The 16573-nt window shown below is 61.4% G+C and carries 14 protein-coding genes; 11 read left to right on the top strand and 3 right to left on the bottom strand.

What is annotated here, in order from left to right:
• The 10 genes from aptA (at position 1) to BLT26_RS14075 (ending at position 12245) form a co-directional block, all read left to right on the top strand.
• Complete coding sequence (gene aptA, locus BLT26_RS14120; RefSeq protein WP_091515827.1) at positions 1-1338, top strand: omega-aminotransferase AptA; 1338 nt, start codon at positions 1-3, stop codon at positions 1336-1338.
• Between the two features lie 108 nt (positions 1339-1446).
• Complete coding sequence (locus BLT26_RS14115; RefSeq protein ID WP_091515824.1) at positions 1447-2940, top strand: CoA-acylating methylmalonate-semialdehyde dehydrogenase; 1494 nt, start codon at positions 1447-1449, stop codon at positions 2938-2940.
• 190 nt (positions 2941-3130) lie between these two features.
• Complete coding sequence (locus tag BLT26_RS14110) at positions 3131-3565, top strand: YkvA family protein (protein ID WP_091515820.1); 435 nt, start codon at positions 3131-3133, stop codon at positions 3563-3565.
• Positions 3566-3688: 123 nt separating this feature from the next.
• Positions 3689-4204, top strand: a complete 516-nt coding sequence (locus tag BLT26_RS14105) for a hypothetical protein (protein WP_091515816.1) — start codon at positions 3689-3691, stop codon at positions 4202-4204.
• Positions 4205-4425: 221 nt separating this feature from the next.
• Positions 4426-7137, top strand: a complete 2712-nt coding sequence (gene pepN, locus BLT26_RS14100; protein WP_091515813.1) for an aminopeptidase N — start codon at positions 4426-4428, stop codon at positions 7135-7137.
• 95 nt (positions 7138-7232) lie between these two features.
• Positions 7233-7601: a PH domain-containing protein gene (locus BLT26_RS14095; RefSeq protein WP_091515811.1), complete on the top strand. Its 369-nt coding sequence runs from the start codon at positions 7233-7235 to the stop codon at positions 7599-7601.
• A 376-nt stretch (positions 7602-7977) separates the two neighbouring features.
• Positions 7978-8820, top strand: coding sequence for a formate/nitrite transporter family protein (locus BLT26_RS14090; protein ID WP_091515808.1), 843 nt, complete (start codon positions 7978-7980; stop codon positions 8818-8820).
• A 16-nt stretch (positions 8821-8836) separates the two neighbouring features.
• The gene (locus tag BLT26_RS14085; protein WP_091515805.1) at positions 8837-10624 is read left to right on the top strand and encodes a bifunctional protein-serine/threonine kinase/phosphatase; all 1788 of its coding nucleotides are present in this window, start codon (positions 8837-8839) and stop codon (positions 10622-10624) included.
• Positions 10625-10634: 10 nt separating this feature from the next.
• The gene (cynS, locus tag BLT26_RS14080; protein ID WP_091515800.1) at positions 10635-11084 is read left to right on the top strand and encodes a cyanase; all 450 of its coding nucleotides are present in this window, start codon (positions 10635-10637) and stop codon (positions 11082-11084) included.
• A 282-nt stretch (positions 11085-11366) separates the two neighbouring features.
• A complete protein-coding gene (locus BLT26_RS14075) occupies positions 11367-12245 on the top strand; it encodes an Nmad3 family putative nucleotide modification protein (RefSeq protein WP_091515796.1) in 879 nt (292 codons plus the stop codon).
• Positions 12246-12254: 9 nt separating this feature from the next.
• Here the strand turns inward: BLT26_RS14075 and BLT26_RS14070 are convergent, their stop codons facing one another.
• The 3 genes from BLT26_RS14070 to BLT26_RS14060 form a co-directional block, all read right to left on the bottom strand.
• Positions 12255-14453, bottom strand: coding sequence for an MltF family protein (locus BLT26_RS14070; protein WP_217631449.1), 2199 nt, complete (start codon positions 14451-14453; stop codon positions 12255-12257).
• Between the two features lie 242 nt (positions 14454-14695).
• Complete coding sequence (locus tag BLT26_RS14065; RefSeq protein WP_091515792.1) at positions 14696-14884, bottom strand: hypothetical protein; 189 nt, start codon at positions 14882-14884, stop codon at positions 14696-14698.
• 32 nt (positions 14885-14916) lie between these two features.
• Complete coding sequence (locus tag BLT26_RS14060; protein ID WP_091515789.1) at positions 14917-15846, bottom strand: alpha/beta fold hydrolase; 930 nt, start codon at positions 15844-15846, stop codon at positions 14917-14919.
• Positions 15847-16235: 389 nt separating this feature from the next.
• On the opposite strand from BLT26_RS14060, the gene BLT26_RS14055 reads away from it, so the two are divergent.
• A complete protein-coding gene (locus BLT26_RS14055; protein WP_091515786.1) occupies positions 16236-16559 on the top strand; it encodes a DUF4242 domain-containing protein in 324 nt (107 codons plus the stop codon).
• The last annotated feature ends 14 nt before the right edge of the window (positions 16560-16573 follow it).

The following is a 16573-nucleotide window of genomic DNA, read 5'->3' as shown; positions in this document are numbered from 1 at the left end:
ATGAACGACAAATACGCCGGCCTGACCCAGGCGCAGCTGGACGCCCACTGGATGCCCTACACGGGTAACCGCCAGTTCAAGCAGGACCCGCGCATCATCACCGGCGCCGAGGGCTGCTACTACACCAGCGCCGACGGCCGGCGCATCTTTGACGGCCTGTCCGGACTCTGGACCTGTGGGGCGGGCCACGGTCGCCGGGAAATCGCCGAGGCGGTCAGCAACCAGCTGGCTACCCTCGACTACTCCCCCGCCTTCCAGTTCGGCCACCCCGGGTCGTTCGAGCTGGCCGAGCGCATTACCCAATTCATGCCTGCGGGGCTCAATCGCGTGTTCTTCACCGGCTCCGGCTCCGAATCTGCCGAGACCTCACTCAAGATCGCCCGCGCCTACTGGCGCAAGAAGGGCATGCCCACCAAGACCAAGCTGATCGGCCGTATCAAGGGCTACCACGGGGTGAATTTCGGCGGCATCAGCGTGGGGGGCATCGGTGCCAACCGTGCGCTGTACGGCAATGCGGTCGACGCCGACCACCTGGCCCACACGGTGCTGCCCGAAAACCGTTTCAGCAAGGGCATGCCCGAGGAGGGTGCCCACCTGGCGGATGAGCTGCTGGACCTGGTGGCGCTGCACGATGCCTCGAATGTTGCGGCGGTAATCGTCGAGCCCATGGCGGGCTCCGCCGGCGTGCTGCCGCCGCCCAGGGGCTACCTGCAGCGCCTGCGGGAGATCTGCGACCAGCACGACATACTGCTGATCTTCGACGAGGTCATCACCGCGTTCGGCCGCATGGGTGCGGCCACCGGTGCCGAGGCCTTCGGCGTGGTCCCCGACATCATCAATACCGCCAAGCAGCTGACCAACGGCGCCGTGCCGATGGGGGCGGTTGTGACCAGGCAGGAGATCCATGACACCTTCATGGAGAACGGCGGGCCCGAGTACGCGCTGGAGCTCCCCCACGGCTACACCTATTCCGCCCACCCGGTGGCCTGTGCCGCGGCGCTGGCATCGCTGGATATCCTGGAACGGGAGAACCTCTTCACCCGCGCGCGCGAGCTGGCCACCGTGATCGAGGAGCGGGTACACCAGCTGCGGGGCCTGCCGCTGGTGACGGATATCCGCAACTGCGGCGTGGCCGCCGGCCTGACCATCGAGGCGGCGCCCGGCGAGCCCCTGAAGCGCCCCTTCCAGATCGCCATGAAAATGTGGGAGAAAGGTTTCTACGTGCGCTATGGTGGCGACACCGTGCAGCTGGGCACGCCTTTTGTCGCCCAGCCCGAGGAGATTGATACACTGGTGAGCGCCCTGGGGGATACCATCAGCGAAGTGGCAAACGGATAAGAAGCACCCCGTCATCCCGGACCCGGCCTTGGAACCAGCAACCCCAGCCGGGTCGGCCCGCTGGTGACGATAAAAATTAGAGCAGTTACAAATAAAAGAGGAAGACACATGAACATTGTGGGTCATTACATCAATGGCAAGGTGAGCGAGGCCGCCGAGCGCACCCAGGACGTATTCAATCCCGCAACCGGCGAGGTTGCCCGGCAGGTGGCCATCGCCGCGAAAGAGACCGTCGAGGAAGCCATTGCCGTGGCCCAGGCGGCCTTCCCGGCCTGGAGACGCACACCGCCGGCCAAGCGGGCGCGCATCATCTTCCGCTTCAAGCACCTGCTGGAGGAGAATGCGGACAAGATCTGCGCGATGATCGGCGAGGAACACGGCAAGATCTCCCACGATGCCATGGGCGAGCTGATCCGCGGCATCGAGAATGTTGAGTACGCCTGCGGCGGCGCCAACCTCCTGAAGGGCGAGCACAGCCGCAACGTGGGCCCGGACATCGACTCCTGGAGCGAGATGCAGCCGCTGGGCGTGGTGGCCGGCATCACCCCGTTCAATTTCCCGGCCATGGTACCCCTGTGGATGTTCCCGCTGGCCATCGTCTGCGGCAATACCTTCGTGCTGAAACCCTCCGAGCGCGATCCCTCCGTCTCCCTGTTCCTGGCCCAGCTGATGCAGGAGGCCGGCCTGCCGGACGGCGTGCTCAACGTGGTGCAGGGGGACAAGGTCGCCGTGGATACGCTGCTGACCGACCCGCGTGTACAGGCCGTGAGCTTTGTGGGCTCCACCCCGATCGCCGAGTACGTCTACACCACCGCCAGCGCCCACGGCAAGCGTTGCCAGGCATTGGGCGGGGCCAAGAACCACGCCATCATCATGCCCGACGCCGACATGGACAACGCGGTGGCCGCCCTCACCGGCGCCGCCTTCGGCTCCTCCGGCGAGCGCTGCATGGCGCTCTCGGTTGCGGTATGTGTGGGTGACGAAGCCGCGGATGCGCTGGTCGGCAAGATGACGGAGTCCATGCAGAACCTGAAAGTGGGCGCCTACACCGACAGCAGCAACGACTTCGGCCCGGTAATCACCGAGGCGCACATGAACAAGGTCAACGGCTATATCGCCAGCGCCGCGGAGCAGGGTGCAACCATCGTGGTGGATGGACGAAACCCGAAGGTGGAGGGCTATGACAACGGCTTCTTCGTGGGCGGGACCCTGATCGATAACGTCAGGCCGGGCATGACCTGTTACGAGGAGGAAATCTTCGGGCCGGTATTGCTGGTGGTGCGGGCCGAGAGCATGGACGAGGCCATGCAGATGATCAACGACCACGAGTACGGCAACGGCACCTGCATCTTCACCCGCGACGGCGAGGCCGCGCGCTACTTCAGCGATAATATCCTGGTGGGCATGGTAGGCATCAACACCCCCTTGCCGGTGCCCGTGGCCTACCACAGCTTCGGCGGCTGGAAGCGGTCTCTGTTCGGCTGCCTGGGCACCTATGGCCCGGACGGTGTGCGCTTCTACACCAATCGCAAGACCATCACCCAGCGCTGGCCGTCGAGCGGTGTGCGCGAGGGCGCGCAGTTCTCGTTCCCCAGCAACTGATTTTCCCGCATCCCGGCCGCCCGGTGCCCCGTGACCGGCGCGGCCATTCCCAGCTGCGCAGCAGCATTTTCCCAGGCGGATTTGCCGCAAATAGCAGCATTCGTGGATTTCACAAGGTGGCGAGCACCGTGATATAACAAGCCCATGTGCAATTTGACAGCGGTGGCTGAACACCCCGGAGAGATGCGGCATGTCCAGGAATAGCGATTTCTACGTGGAAATGCGCCGGAAGGTAAAGGACTGGGCAGAATCGGATAAGGCCAAGGAAAGCCCCTGGGTAGAATATATCCTCCTGGTCCCCGACTTCTTCCACCTGCTCTGCAAGCTGGCGCTGGACCCCGATGTTCCCACCAGGTCAAAAGCCAAACTTGCGGGTGCCATCGCCTACTTTGTCTCGCCCATCGATTTTATCCCGGAAGCAGTGCTCGGCCCGGTGGGTTACATAGATGACCTGGCCCTCTCCGCCTACGTACTTAACGATATCGTCAATGAAAACCCCGAACTGGCAGAAAGGCACTGGGCCGGTGAAGTTGAGTTGCTTGCGACCATTCGGGAAATACTGGAGGCCGCCGATGAAATGGTCGGCTCGGGTCTCTGGCAGAAGATCAAGGCCTCGATTCGCTAACCACTGGGTAAATCGCTGCCGCCGTGCTTTCGTGGTATAAACAAAGAAAGGAAAGAATAACAACAAAGGAGGGGAACCATGCTTGCACTTATAGGTAGGTATTTCTGCTTCAGCAGTGCGCTTTTGTTCAGCAATTTTCTGCATGCTTCATGCGAGCTGCTGGAGTACGAAAAATACCTGAACACCCAGAGTGTGGTCATGATGGAATCTGCCCTGGCACTGGCCGAGGACGACAAGGAGTCTTTCCTGACAGTAAGGCCATTCGTGAAATACCAGGTAAGGCGCAACAAACTCAGCGCCTACGTCGCCCGAGAGCTCAGCACACTTGATCCTGCACTTCTCAACCTGGATGGGAATGTAGCCAAGCTGCTGCCCAGCTTCCAGCTGAAGGTCGATGCCGAGGGGCAACTCGAGGACAAAGTCGATAACGCGATGGCGGATAATGCCTATTACATTGCCGAGCGGCGCGCACTGGCACCCGCAGAAGGACGTTACCTTTTCAACCGGGGCATGTCAGATATGGAGCGATCCAGGTTCTGGACCGCCAGAAAGCTGCTGAACGATTACATGACGGATCACCACATGTTCCCCTCCCTGAAAAGCACATCCAGCACAGCTTTTGCCAGTATCTGTAACTGACCGGCTGCCTACACGTGGGGCCAGCTGCGCACACCGTCCGACAAGATCACAGAGGCCCTCCGGGGCCTTTTTATTGCGCCCGAAACACCGCGCCGAGGCACGCCAAGGTCCACTTCCTGTTAGCGTGTCTCGAAGCCGCGCACACGCCGTGATATAAGATCACCAGAACAAAAGACTCGCGCCTCCAGCACTAACGGCGCCGCTACAACACTGGAGTCTCCATGTATAAAGTGCCCCCCTTCGCCGCCACCCTTCTGTGCGCTGTCCTGCTCACCGCTTGCAATAATGACAGCGAAAGTGGAAACGCTTCCATCGAGGGAAACAGCCTGCCTGAGTCAAACCGGGTGGCCGCTGCTTCATCATCGCGGAAGGCGGCCGATCAAGACGCCGTTACCCGGGCAGATAACCCGGAATTGACTGCCGACTATGCCAAGTGGCGCAGGCAGCAAATTGCCAATGTGGACTATAAGATCTCAGTCATCCTGGACGCCGAGAGTGAGTCCTTCAGCGGCACCGTGGTCGCAGACACCAGGCTGACCGGCGATCTCCAGCAGCCGCTCACCATCGATTTTTCCGGAGGCACCGTAGAGCAGGTCAAGGTGGGCGAGGATGAGGTGCCGTTTGAGTACAACGGCTATTTCATCAGCATCGCGCCCGACCACCTGGCGAAAGGCGACAACCGCATTACCATTTTTTATCGCCATCCATACTCCACCGACGGTTCCGGCCTGCATCGATTCCAGGACCCTGAAGACGGCAGCGTTTACCTTTACACCCACTTCGAACCCTACAAGGCGAACCGCTTTTTCCCACACTTTGACCAGCCCGACCTGAAAGCGCACTACAGGGTGGATGTGAAGGCGCCAGCCGACTGGCAGGTAGTGACCACCGTCCGCGAGGACAGCATTGAAGAGCTGGACGACGATTACCGGCACTGGCATTTCCCGCAGACAAAGAAGTTCTCCTCTTACATCCTGCCCCTGCATGCCGGCCCTTACCGGGTATGGGAAGACGATGCCGATGGTATCCCGCTCCGCCTGATGGCACGCCAGACCCTGGCAGCCAACGTCAAGCCAGAGGACTGGTTTACTTTCACGAAGCAGTCCTTTGAGTTCTTTCAGGATTACTTCGCTATTGAGTACCCGTTCGGGAAGTACGACCAGGTAATCGTGCCGGACTTCACCATCGGTGCGATGGAAAACGTGGCCGCCGTTACCTTCAATGAGGCCTACGTTTCCCGCGGCGAGAAAACCCAGGCCGAGCGCCAGCGGCTCGCCAATGTAATCGCCCATGAGATGGCACACATGTGGTTCGGCGACCTGGTGACTATGGACTGGTGGAACGGCCTTTGGCTCAAGGAGAGTTTTGCCACCTACATGGCTTACCTGGCGCTGGCGGAGAACAGTGACTTCGACGATGTATGGGAGAACTTCTACCTGCGTTCGAAGCAGTCGGCTTACGACGCCGATGGACTGATGACCACCCACCCCATTGAACTTCCGGTAGCCAATACGGCCGAGGCATTCTCCAACTTCGACGGCATTACCTACGGCAAAGGCGGCTCAGTGCTAAAGCAGTTGCCCTATTACCTGGGCCGCGAGGAATTTCGCCAGGGAGTGAGAAATTACCTGCACGACTACGCCTATGGCAATGCCACGCTGCAGGACTTTATGCAGAGCCTGGGAGAGGCGGCAGACAGGAACCTGGAACAGTGGACCAGGGACTGGCTCTACCAGCCGGGGGTAAACACGATCAGGGCCAGGTTCAGCTGCAAGAACGACCAAATCAGGCGACTCACCCTTCACCAGAGTGCACCGGATGATTACCCGGTATTACGGGAGCAGCGGATACAGCTGGGCCTATACCGGATGCAGCGCGACACCATGAGCCGGGTGGAGACCCTGCCGGTGACCTACAGTGGAGCCGAGACCGAAGTGGAAGCGGCCAAAGGCCTGCCCTGCCCGCAGATCCTCAATCCCAACGAGGAGGACTGGGGATATGTGAAAGTACAGCTTGACTCCAGGACTGTGGAACAGCTGTCGCAGCACATCAACGATATCGAAAGTGCCTTTACGCGACTGATGCTGTGGCAAAACCTGTACGACAGCGTGCTGGCAGGCAGGATGTCCCTTAGTGAATGGATCAGGTTTGCGCGTGAAAATGCGGGGGCAGAACAAGACATCAACGTTATCCGCGCTATCGCCAGTCACCTCGAGTCCGCCAGTGAATACCTGTATCGCATCGACCTACCACAGGACATGCGCCTCGAGCGACTGGGGGTAATCGAAGATTTTATATGGCAGCAACTGAGCGACGCACCGAGCGGCAGTGACGAACAGAAAACGTGGTTCGACAGCTTTACCACGGTGGCCCATACCGGGGAGGCCCTCGACAGGGTCATACAGCTGCTGGGGAGCCAGCTGACCATTGAGGGACTGACCATCGACCAGGACAGACGCTGGCAACTCGTCATTCTCTTGAATCGCCACCTGTATGGCGATTACCGGCAGCTACTGGAAAAAGAGCAGGCACGGGACAGCACCGACCGTGGCCACAATAGCGCCATCACCGCCGCAGCCATCCGCCCGCGGGCCGAGTCCAAGCAAGAATGGCTGGATAATATCCTGCGCCGGGACCAGTACAAGCTCAGCCAGGTCAAGGCTGCAACCGCCGCCCTGTTCCCGGCAGAGCAGCTGGATTTATTTGACCGGTTCAGTGGGCGCGTCTTCTCGGCAGTGCCCAACGTGAATGCCCAGGCAGATACGCTATACAGCAAGGCTTTTGCAATGGTCTTCCCAATAGTATGCGGCGTAGAGGGCGTGGAGCAGTATCGCAACGCCCTGGATAAAAATTCCGGATTGATGCCAACACTGGAAAAAGCACTGAAAAACCAGCGCCAGAGAAGCCGGAGATGCCTGCGTATCAAGCCCTGAGCACGCTAGCATGGGAGCGATGCCGAGCGTCGCGCTCACCAGCTCTCGGCCTATCGAGGACTGATAGCAGAAGCAAAACAAAAAGGAAATGAACCATGATCGACTTTGATAACAAGGGGTTCTTCAAGCTCAAGCAGAATGCAGCCTATGCAGAGAAAGTAGCACCGCTGCTGCTCGATGGAGAGGAAATCCTGGACTCCTACAAATCCATTCGCGATGGCGTGGTGTTCACCAGCAAGAGAATTATTGCGGTGAATGTGCAGGGAATCACTGGCAGCAAGAAAGATTTCACCTCCTTGCCCTATAAGAACATTGTCGCTTACTCGGTTGAAACCTCCGGCACCTTTGACCTGGATTCCGAGCTGGAAATCTACTTCTCATCCGTGGGCAGGGTACGGTTCGAGTTCAGCGGCACCACCCGCATACTCGACATATCACACTATATATCCCGCTACCTGCTCTGAGTCGACGGCCGGTCAGGGTTAATGCACCCGGAGAGTGCATTTTTTGTCGGGGGCTGGTGCCCGGCTTCCAGGCTCGATAACCTTACGCCCCCTCCTGCCCGGACTTACGGCGCTTCGCCCCCGTCTGCCAGCCTCTCGGACAGCGCTGTATCGCTATTGGGCTGCCCGCCCAGGGCTGGCATGAATGTTGCTAATTTCTGAGTGGCGGGCCGTTTAGCTACGGTCTTTCAGAAAAACCAGTTTCCACAGACAACGGCGTCTTCCGCGGCAGGGTTTCCCCCGCCGTGTGAGGACGCCGTTTTTTTATGGGCCGGCGACTTTTTCCGAAGCGGCGCCGTGTGGAGACACAGACAATCCACAGACCGGGGATAACAACATGGCTTACCTATTACCCACGGAATTTGCGACCAAGATGGTCGATGCCGGTGAGGCAAAAATCTTCATGTCCACGCGGGATACCCTGATCCGAGCCTATATGGCCGGCGCCATCCTGGCGCTGGCGGCGGTATTCGCGATCACCATTACCGTCACCACCGGCAGTCCGCTGCTCGGTGCAGTGCTGTTCCCGGTGGGTTTCTGCATGCTTTACCTGATGGGCTTTGATCTGCTCACTGGCGTATTCGTGCTCACGCCCCTGGCCTGGCTCGACCGCCGCCCCGGCGTTACGGTGAACGGCATCCTGCGCAACTGGGGGCTGGTCTTCCTGGGCAACTTTGGCGGGGCGCTCACGGTAGCTTTCATGATGGCCTTCGTCTTCACCTACGGCTTCCAGGTCGAGCCGGGCGCGGTGGGCCAGAAGATCGCCGGGATCGGCGAGTCCCGTACCGTGGGATACGCGGAGTACGGTGCCGCCGGCTGGTTCACCATTTTCCTGCGCGGCATGCTGTGTAACTGGATGGTATCCATGGGCGTCGTGGGCGCGATGATTTCCACCCATGTGAGTGGCAAGGTGCTGGCCATGTGGATGCCGATCATGCTGTTTTTCTTCATGACCTTCGAGCACTCTGTGGTGAACATGTTCCTGTTCCCCTCCGCCATGATCATGGGTGGCGGCTTCTCAGTGGCAGACTACTTCCTCTGGAACGAAATCCCCACCGCGCTGGGCAACCTGGTGGGCGGCCTCGCCTTCACCGGTCTCACCCTGTACAGCACCCATGTGCGCACTGCCCCCAAGCGCAGCCTCGACAGCGCGGTCGGCGCGTCGGTCAGCGCAAGCTGATCAGTACCATCTATTAATGGCAACCATCCACGCCCGGCCAGCGGTGGCCGGGCAATCACCACATGCCTCCGCGAGCCAGTTGCGGGTCTCTATCGGCCAGTTCAGCAGCGCCGGACGGAAGCCCCACAACCAGGACTTTCACGGTGCAGTGGTGCCGCGGCTACCGCAGCTGGCGGTGAAAGGCGTGACCCTGGCTATTGCCGACGGTATCAGTAGCAGTGAGGTCAGCCAGGTCGCCAGCGAGACGGCCGTGAAGACCTTCCTCGAGGACTACTACTGCACCTCGGAGGCCTGGTCGGTGCGCAATGCGGGCACCCGCGTGATCGCGGCTATCGACTCCTGGCTGGACACCCAGACACGTGCAGGCCCTTACCGGTTCGAGCGCGACCGCGGCTACGTCTGTACATTCAGCGCCCTGGTGCTGCGGGGCCGCATGGCCCACCTGTTCCATATCGGCGACACACGCATCTACCGCCTGCAGGACGGCGCACTGGAACAGCTCACCAGCGATCACCGCCAGTGGCGCTCGGCCGGCGAGAGCTACCTGAGCCGGGCGCTGGGATCGCGCCATCGTGACGAGCCCGATTACCGCAACCTGCCCCTGCAGCAGGGGCAGTGCTACCTGCTCACCACCGATGGCGTGCACGAATATGTCCCCGCGGGCGTGATCATTGACCTGCTGGATGATCCGCAGCTGGACCTGGATACAGCCGCGAGGGCAATCGGGCGAGCCGCACTGGAGCATGGCAGTAACGACAACCTGACCGTGCAGGTCGTGCGCATCGATGAGCTGCCCGGACAGGAAACCACCGCCCTGCGGCGGGCTGCCGATCGCCTGCCCCTGCCGCCGGCGCTTCGGGCCGGCAGTGAACTGGACGGTTACCTGATCCAGAGGGAGCTTCACGCAACTGCCCGTAGCCGCGCCTACCTGGCCACCGACAGCGCAAGCGGCACCCGTGTGTTCCTCAAGGTCCCCGCCACTGAATCCGGTGGTGATGCCGCCTACCTGGAGCGATTCCTGGCGGAGGAATGGATCGCCCGACGCGTCAGCAATACGCACCTGCTGGGGGCTGCACCCATCGACCGGGAGCGGCATTATCTCTACACCACCTCCGAGTACATCGACGGGCAGCCCCTCTCCCAATGGCTCCGCGACCACCCACAACCCGACCTGGAAACAGTCCGGGATATCGTCGGCCAGGTGGGCAGGGGGCTGCAGGCCCTGCATCGCATGGAGATGCTGCACCGGGACCTGAAACCGGACAACATCATGATCGACCGGGCCGGGACGGTTAAGATCATCGACTACGGTGCGGTACGGATCGGCGGACTCGAGGAGCTGGCCGGCGCAAGTGGCGGCGACGAGCTACTGGGCACTGCGCTTTACAGCGCTCCTGAATGCCTCCTCGGACAGGCGCCATCACCCCGCTCCGACCTGTTTTCACTCGGGGTGCTGGCCTACCACCTGCTTTCCGGCGAGTTTCCCTATGGCCCCAGAATGGCGCGGGCACGCACCATCAGCGCGCAGCGCCGGCTCGGTTATCGCAGTCTGGTCCGGACAGATCGCGAACTGCCTGCATGGGTTGATGCGGCGATCCGCCGTGCCGTGCACCCGGATCCCCACCGGCGCTACGACCAGCTGTCGGAATTTCTCTACGACCTTCGCCATCCCAACCCGGCTTACCTCTCCGCTGAGCGGCCACCGCTGATCGAGCGCAACCCGGTGGCCTTCTGGCGGGGCCTGGCGCTGCTGCAATTCCTCGCCCTGATCACAATGTTCTACCTGCTTACCGACACCACTTGAGGAGAAAACCATGATCAACAGCCGTGAAGAAGTGACCCGCATGATCCAGGCAACAAGAATCCGCAAGGACATCCGCTGGAGCCAGGTGGCCGCCGCGCTCGGCCTGTCAAAGGAATGGACCACTGCCGCCTGCCTGGGACAGATGGCCATGAGTAAACAACAGGCAATGGTTGTGGCGGAGATCTTCGACCTTCCCGAAGACGCCATCGCCTGGCTCCAGGCCGTGCCCTACAAGGGTTCACTACCCACCGCCGTGCCCACCGACCCGCTGATCTATCGGTGGTACGAAGTGGTAAACGTTTACGGGAGCACCATAAAAGAACTCATCAACGAGGAGTTCGGGGATGGCATCATGAGCGCAATCGACTTCTCGCTGGATATCGAGCGGGAGGCTGACCCGAAAGGGGACCGGGTCAGGGTAGTGCTGTCCGGCAAGTTCCTGCCCTACAAGGAATACTGAAGTTTTCCTCACTGGCCATGTCGTGGCCACAATTTCACACACCTTTTCTCTATCCCACCTTGGCAGGGGTCCAGAGCGGCCCCGTTTTTTCGATGCAAAAATAGCTTCATGCCCCTGGGGCAGCAGCGACAGTGCATGTGTTGGTGCCAATACGCCGATGAACGGGGACTCGCGACGCCGGGTTTCCACCGAGCCGAAATGGTGCCAGGCGGGTTTTCTCTGCTCTCCTCCCGGGTTAAGCTCCAGGCCCCTGCCAGTTGTCCACCGTAAAGGAGGGAATCCATGCGCCTGATCCTGAGCCGCAAGGGCTTCGACTCCTCCGCCGGCGGCTGTCCCAGCCCGATCTTTCCCGATGGGTCTCTCTATCCCCTGCCCATTCCCGACGCCAGGTCCGGCATCCAATACGGGCAGCTGCATTTCCGGGACATCCCGATTGGCGAGCTGGTCCAGGACCTGACTCGTGGTCGTCACACCGCTACCGAAGGCGTGCACCTGGACCCGGACATGTACCGTGATGCGCTTTCGCGCCGGCGCGGCTGGCGGCCGCTACTGGGACAGACCGGTGCCGCCCAGGGACACCTGCGTCGACAGGGCGTGGACGAGGGTGACCTGTTCCTGTTTTTCGGGCTCTTCCGGCCGGTGGAGATGGTGGGAGGGCACTGGCGCTTTGTGAAGCAGGCCCCGGCGCGACATGTCCTGTGGGGCTGGATGGGTATCGGCCAGGTAAAGGCGGTAGACGGACTGCCCATGAACGCGCTGCCGTGGGCGCGCTATCACCCGCACTTCAATATCGGTGCGGACCCCCGTAACACTCTCTATATTTCCAGTGACGAAATCGATCTCTGTGGCCGAGCCGCTTCGCTGCCCGGCGCAGGAATTTTCCCCCGGCTGGAGGAGCGGCTGGTACTCACCCGTCCCGACTCACCCCGACCATCCGCCTGGCGACTGCCGGACTCCTTCTATCCGCAGCCGGGCCGCAGCCCGCTTAGCTACCACGCCAACCTCTGGCGCTGGGAACAGGGCCCGGGAGATATGCCCGGCTTTTGCAAACTGCAGAGCGCCGCGCGGGGGCAGGAGTTTGTGCTGGATATGGACCAGTATCCGGGCGTGACGGCCTGGCTGGCTCGATTGCTGTCCGACCTCGGCCAGCCCGCTCGCTAATGCGGGCGCTTACTGCCCGCTCTCGTTGCGCGCCACCGCCAGGTAACCCAGGTAGCGGCTGCGAATCTGCCGGACATAATTGACCGGCTCGCGGCCGCGCACGTAACCGAAGCGCGCCTTGCGGTAATACTCCGGCTGCGACAGTTTCAGCATCGCCTCTTCCACATGGCCGAACCAGCGGTCCGGATCCTTGCCGAGGGATTCCGCCAGCCGGCGTGCATCGCGCACATGCCCGTGCCCCGCATTGTATGCCGCGAGGGTAAAATAGATTTTCTGGTCGAAGTCCAGGTCGCGGGGGAAGCGCTCTTCCAGCCAGTCGAGATAAGTAACGCCGGCGCGGATATTATTCTCCGGGACAAACAGGTCAGAGATGCCCATCTGGGCCGCGGTACGCGGCAGTACTTGCATCAGGCCGCGGGCACCGGCGAAGGAACGCGCCTGCGGGTCGAACTGGCTCTCCTGGTACATCTGCGCCACGACCATGCGCCAGTCACGGTCCGAGTCCCCGGCATATTTGCGCACTAGCGGGTCGAAAGGTGACAGCTCGTCAGTATTGCGCAGGCGCTTGGCGGTGTGGCTGCGAATTCTCTTGGCCTGCCGGAAATACTTGTTGTAAGTGACATTGAAAAACAGACCGCGATAGTGCTTGTTGAGGAAACTGTTGAGGTGCTTCAGCAGTACCGGCTGGTCCGGCCGCACCGCCCAGGCAATGTCGCGCTTGCCCGGCAGCTCCCCGACCACAGCAAAATCATCCCGATAGGTGCTCTCGATATCCACCAGGTGCGAGTCCGCTACGGTGAAGTCGTATTCACCACGAACGACTGCATCAATCAGGTGCTCGGTCGCCGCGCCCTCTACCGGAACCACCTGCAGGGGTTGCTCCTGCGTTTCCTCCAGTGCGCGCAGGTTACTGTAGAAACTCGTAAGCGGGTTTACCGCAACCTCCCTGCCTGCCAAAAACTCTGCAATCGGTTGATCCGCATCGGTGTCCGGCAGTGGCCTGGCGGCGATCACCTGCTCGGTCACCTCAAGGTAAGGGCGGGTAAAGCGCAGGCCCTGCTCGTGGCGCGCATCGGTCACCGTCAGGGACGCAGCGATCACGTCCCCCAGCCCGGAGCGGAGCGCCTCACCGAGATCTACGTCAGGCCCCGGCACTACCATGCTGAGACGGAGGTTGTTTTCCCGTGCAAACTGCTGCAGCAGGTCGTAATCAAACCCCATCAGCTCACCCTGCCACATGAAATAGGATGCGGGGTGATTGCGGGTCAGTACCCGCAGGGTGCGATTCGACTGGATTTCAGCCCAGTCGCGCAGCGGCCGTTCCCTCATCTGGCTGGCAACCAGGTGCTCGGAAGTAAAAAACTCATTCAGGGCGCGCTTGAGGGCCGGGTTCTCCTTGCGCACCGCCCAGGCGATAGCGCGCTGCGAACCCAGGCTGTCGCTCGCCTCCAGCTGTGGATAGTCTGGCAGCAGGGCATCGGCCAGGTTGCTGTCCAGTACGGTGGCCTGGTAATCACCGGCGACCACTGCATCGAGCAGCGAATCGTGATCAACTGGCTCGTCCAGGTAGGCGATTGTGAATCGCCCCTCGCCTGCAGGACCCTCCTCCAGCGCGTTTTGCGCCTCGAGCGTGGCAGCAAATGCGCTGCCTCGGCGCACTGCCACCAGCATGGGTTCATCGGCGGCGACCTTACCCTCCTCGGCACTGGTCACCAGCAACTCGCGCACATACTGCAGGGGCCGGGTAAAGGAAACCCGCTCCTCACGTTCCTGTGTACGCGAGAAGTTGATCGCAATCACGTCGCCTCGACCCTCCACCAGGGCCGGGACAAGGCCGGCAAAGGATTCCACATATACCCACTGCGGCTTCAATCCCCGGCTGCGGGCGAATTTCTCCGCCAGCTCGCGCCAGGCACTGCCCGGCAGGCCGTCACGGGGTAGCGCATCCTCGGCTTCGCCGCGGGGCGCCAGCAGGCGCAGCACCCCCCGTTCGCGCAGCGCCGGCAGATCGCCGCGCTCCGAATAGTTCTGGAAGGCCGGCGGCATTGGTTCTGCGGGCACCTCCCCAGCGGCAGCTGCCGTGGCCGCCGTCGTTTCCGCCGCAGGGTTACCGCCTGCTTGCTCGCTGGCATCTTCCCCGGACCCGCAGGCCACCAGGGCAAGCAGCAGGAACAGGATGGAAACCGCTGGATAGAGTCTGGTATTCACAGGTAGGCCTTTTGCATTATTTTCGATCGCGGTGACTGGTGTTCGCTCAGACAGCCGCCATACAGGCCTACGACTATAACAAGGGTGCGGATTGAGAAACACGTCACACCGGGGTTGCCTGGCGTGAAAAAGCAGGACAATTCAGGAATGGACCATTAATGCGCCGCGTTAACGACCTCGCATTGCCAGTCTCGCGTAGTTCCGTGCGCCAAACCGCGTGGGCGAATGACCGCGGCGGGGGATCAGGAAGGGATGAATCGCAGGCGGAAGGCCGGGAGGGGCGACAGCAGCGAACCGTGGCCAGCGGCAGTTTCATGAAGGGAAGGGGCAATGCGGTTCTCCCCGCGCCTGCCGGAGAATTGCAACAGGACCAGGCCCACCACCACGGCCAGTGCCAGTAGGAATTTCCAGTAGCGGCGCCAGCAGCGCATCGACTCTTTCCCCTTCAAACAGTTGCGGGTCGTCAGGCCCCGGCCAGCACCTGCGCCGGGTATTTTGCCAGCCCGTGGCGGAGCATAAACCCCCGCAAGGCATCCAGCACTGCCTGGGGCGCTTCCAGTTGCGGGTAGTGACCAATACCCTCGAGCCCGGTTATATCTGCCTGCGGAACCAGCTCGCGGTAGCGCGCGGCCATATGCCTGCCGGAGACAGGATCGAACAGGCCAACGATCAGTTTCAAGGGCACCTCAGTCTCGCAAAGCGCGCCTACCCAGCGTTTGCGGTGTCGGCGACGCTCTGACATATAGCGTACCAGGCGGTGCAGGATTCTCCTGCCGTCGCGGTTGCAGAGCAGCTTCCAGAAATTATCGATTTCCTCCTCGCAGGGCTGGGTCTGCGGGCCGAAAATCCGCGCCATGTTGGCGGCGAGTCTTTTGCGGTTACCGATGCGCCCCACCAGCGGCCCCACCGGTGAAGACAGCAGGCGCTGGATTAGCGCCGGCCGATGGGCCTCCGGAAACAGGCCACCGTTCAGCAGGCACACACTCGCGACCCGCAGGCCGACGCCTTTATCCCCGCTTGCATCCTGTCGTTGCCGGTAGCGTGCCAGCAGCTCCTGGGCGACGGTATCACCGTAATCGTGGGCGAGGATATGGAATTCCCCCACCCCCAGGTGCAGCAGCCACGACTCGACCAGGGTCGCCTGGTCTTCGATGCGATAGGGGAAATTGCGCGGTTTGGGGGAGTCACCGAAGCCGAGCATATCGAGGGTATACAGGCTGAAATTGGCAGCCAGCGCATCCCAGACGCGGTTCCAGTCCCAGGAGGAAGTGGGAAAGCCATGCAGCAGCAACAGCGCCGGCCCGGCGGGATTACCGCCGACACGGGTGAAAACCGGGAAATCCCCGTGGGCGAAAATGCTGGCGCCGTTGCGCCACTCTTGCAAACTCATCATATTGCCAGGCCTGACGTACTACCCGGGTATCACACCCATTATTCTTCCGCAGCCAATCGGTATAGCCAGGATTCCCGCCCCGAAATTTACTGCACCAGCACCGCCATATGGTACCACTCGCCCCACGCGCTACGATGCCGCGCTGGCACCCTGCTCGCAGTTACGACTCCAGTATTGTGAGAGAGTTCTCGCGCCTCCAGTGAGGGGATCGAAACCAGTGAGGGTGTTTTCTGTCCAGCCACTGTCGACAAGCAGGAAGAAGGGCCAGCCGCAGAAGCCTGCCTGACCGTCTAAACTGTTTCAGCTTGCGCTTGTCCGGGGGCGGCCAGCCTTCGCCAGCGGCGCACACCGGAGACATAAAATGACAGCGGACACGGGAGGGAGCACCAATGCCCAAATTTGTAATCGAGAGGGAAATTCCGGAGGCCGGCCAACTCAGCCAGCAGGAACTGGCCGGTATTTCGCAGAAATCCTGTGACGTCCTGCAGCAGCTGGGCCCCCAGGTACAGTGGGTGCAGAGCTATGTAACGGACGACAAGGTTTACTGCATCTACATCGCGCCGGACCGGGAATCGATTTTGAAGCACGCCGAGATGGGGGGCTTCCCAGCCGATTCGGTGGCAGAGGTGCGCAATATTATCGACCCGACCACCGCGGAACACGGCGCGGGTTCCGGCGAATCGCCCGACGCAGCGAGCGGGGCCACCATCTGAAGGCCTAAACAAAA

Origin of the sequence: Microbulbifer yueqingensis, from assembly GCF_900100355.1 — a bacterium.
GTDB classification, from domain to species: domain Bacteria; phylum Pseudomonadota; class Gammaproteobacteria; order Pseudomonadales; family Cellvibrionaceae; genus Microbulbifer; species Microbulbifer yueqingensis.
The sequence above is the reverse complement of the archived record's forward strand: the minus strand, read 5'-3'. Positions and strand labels throughout refer to the sequence as shown.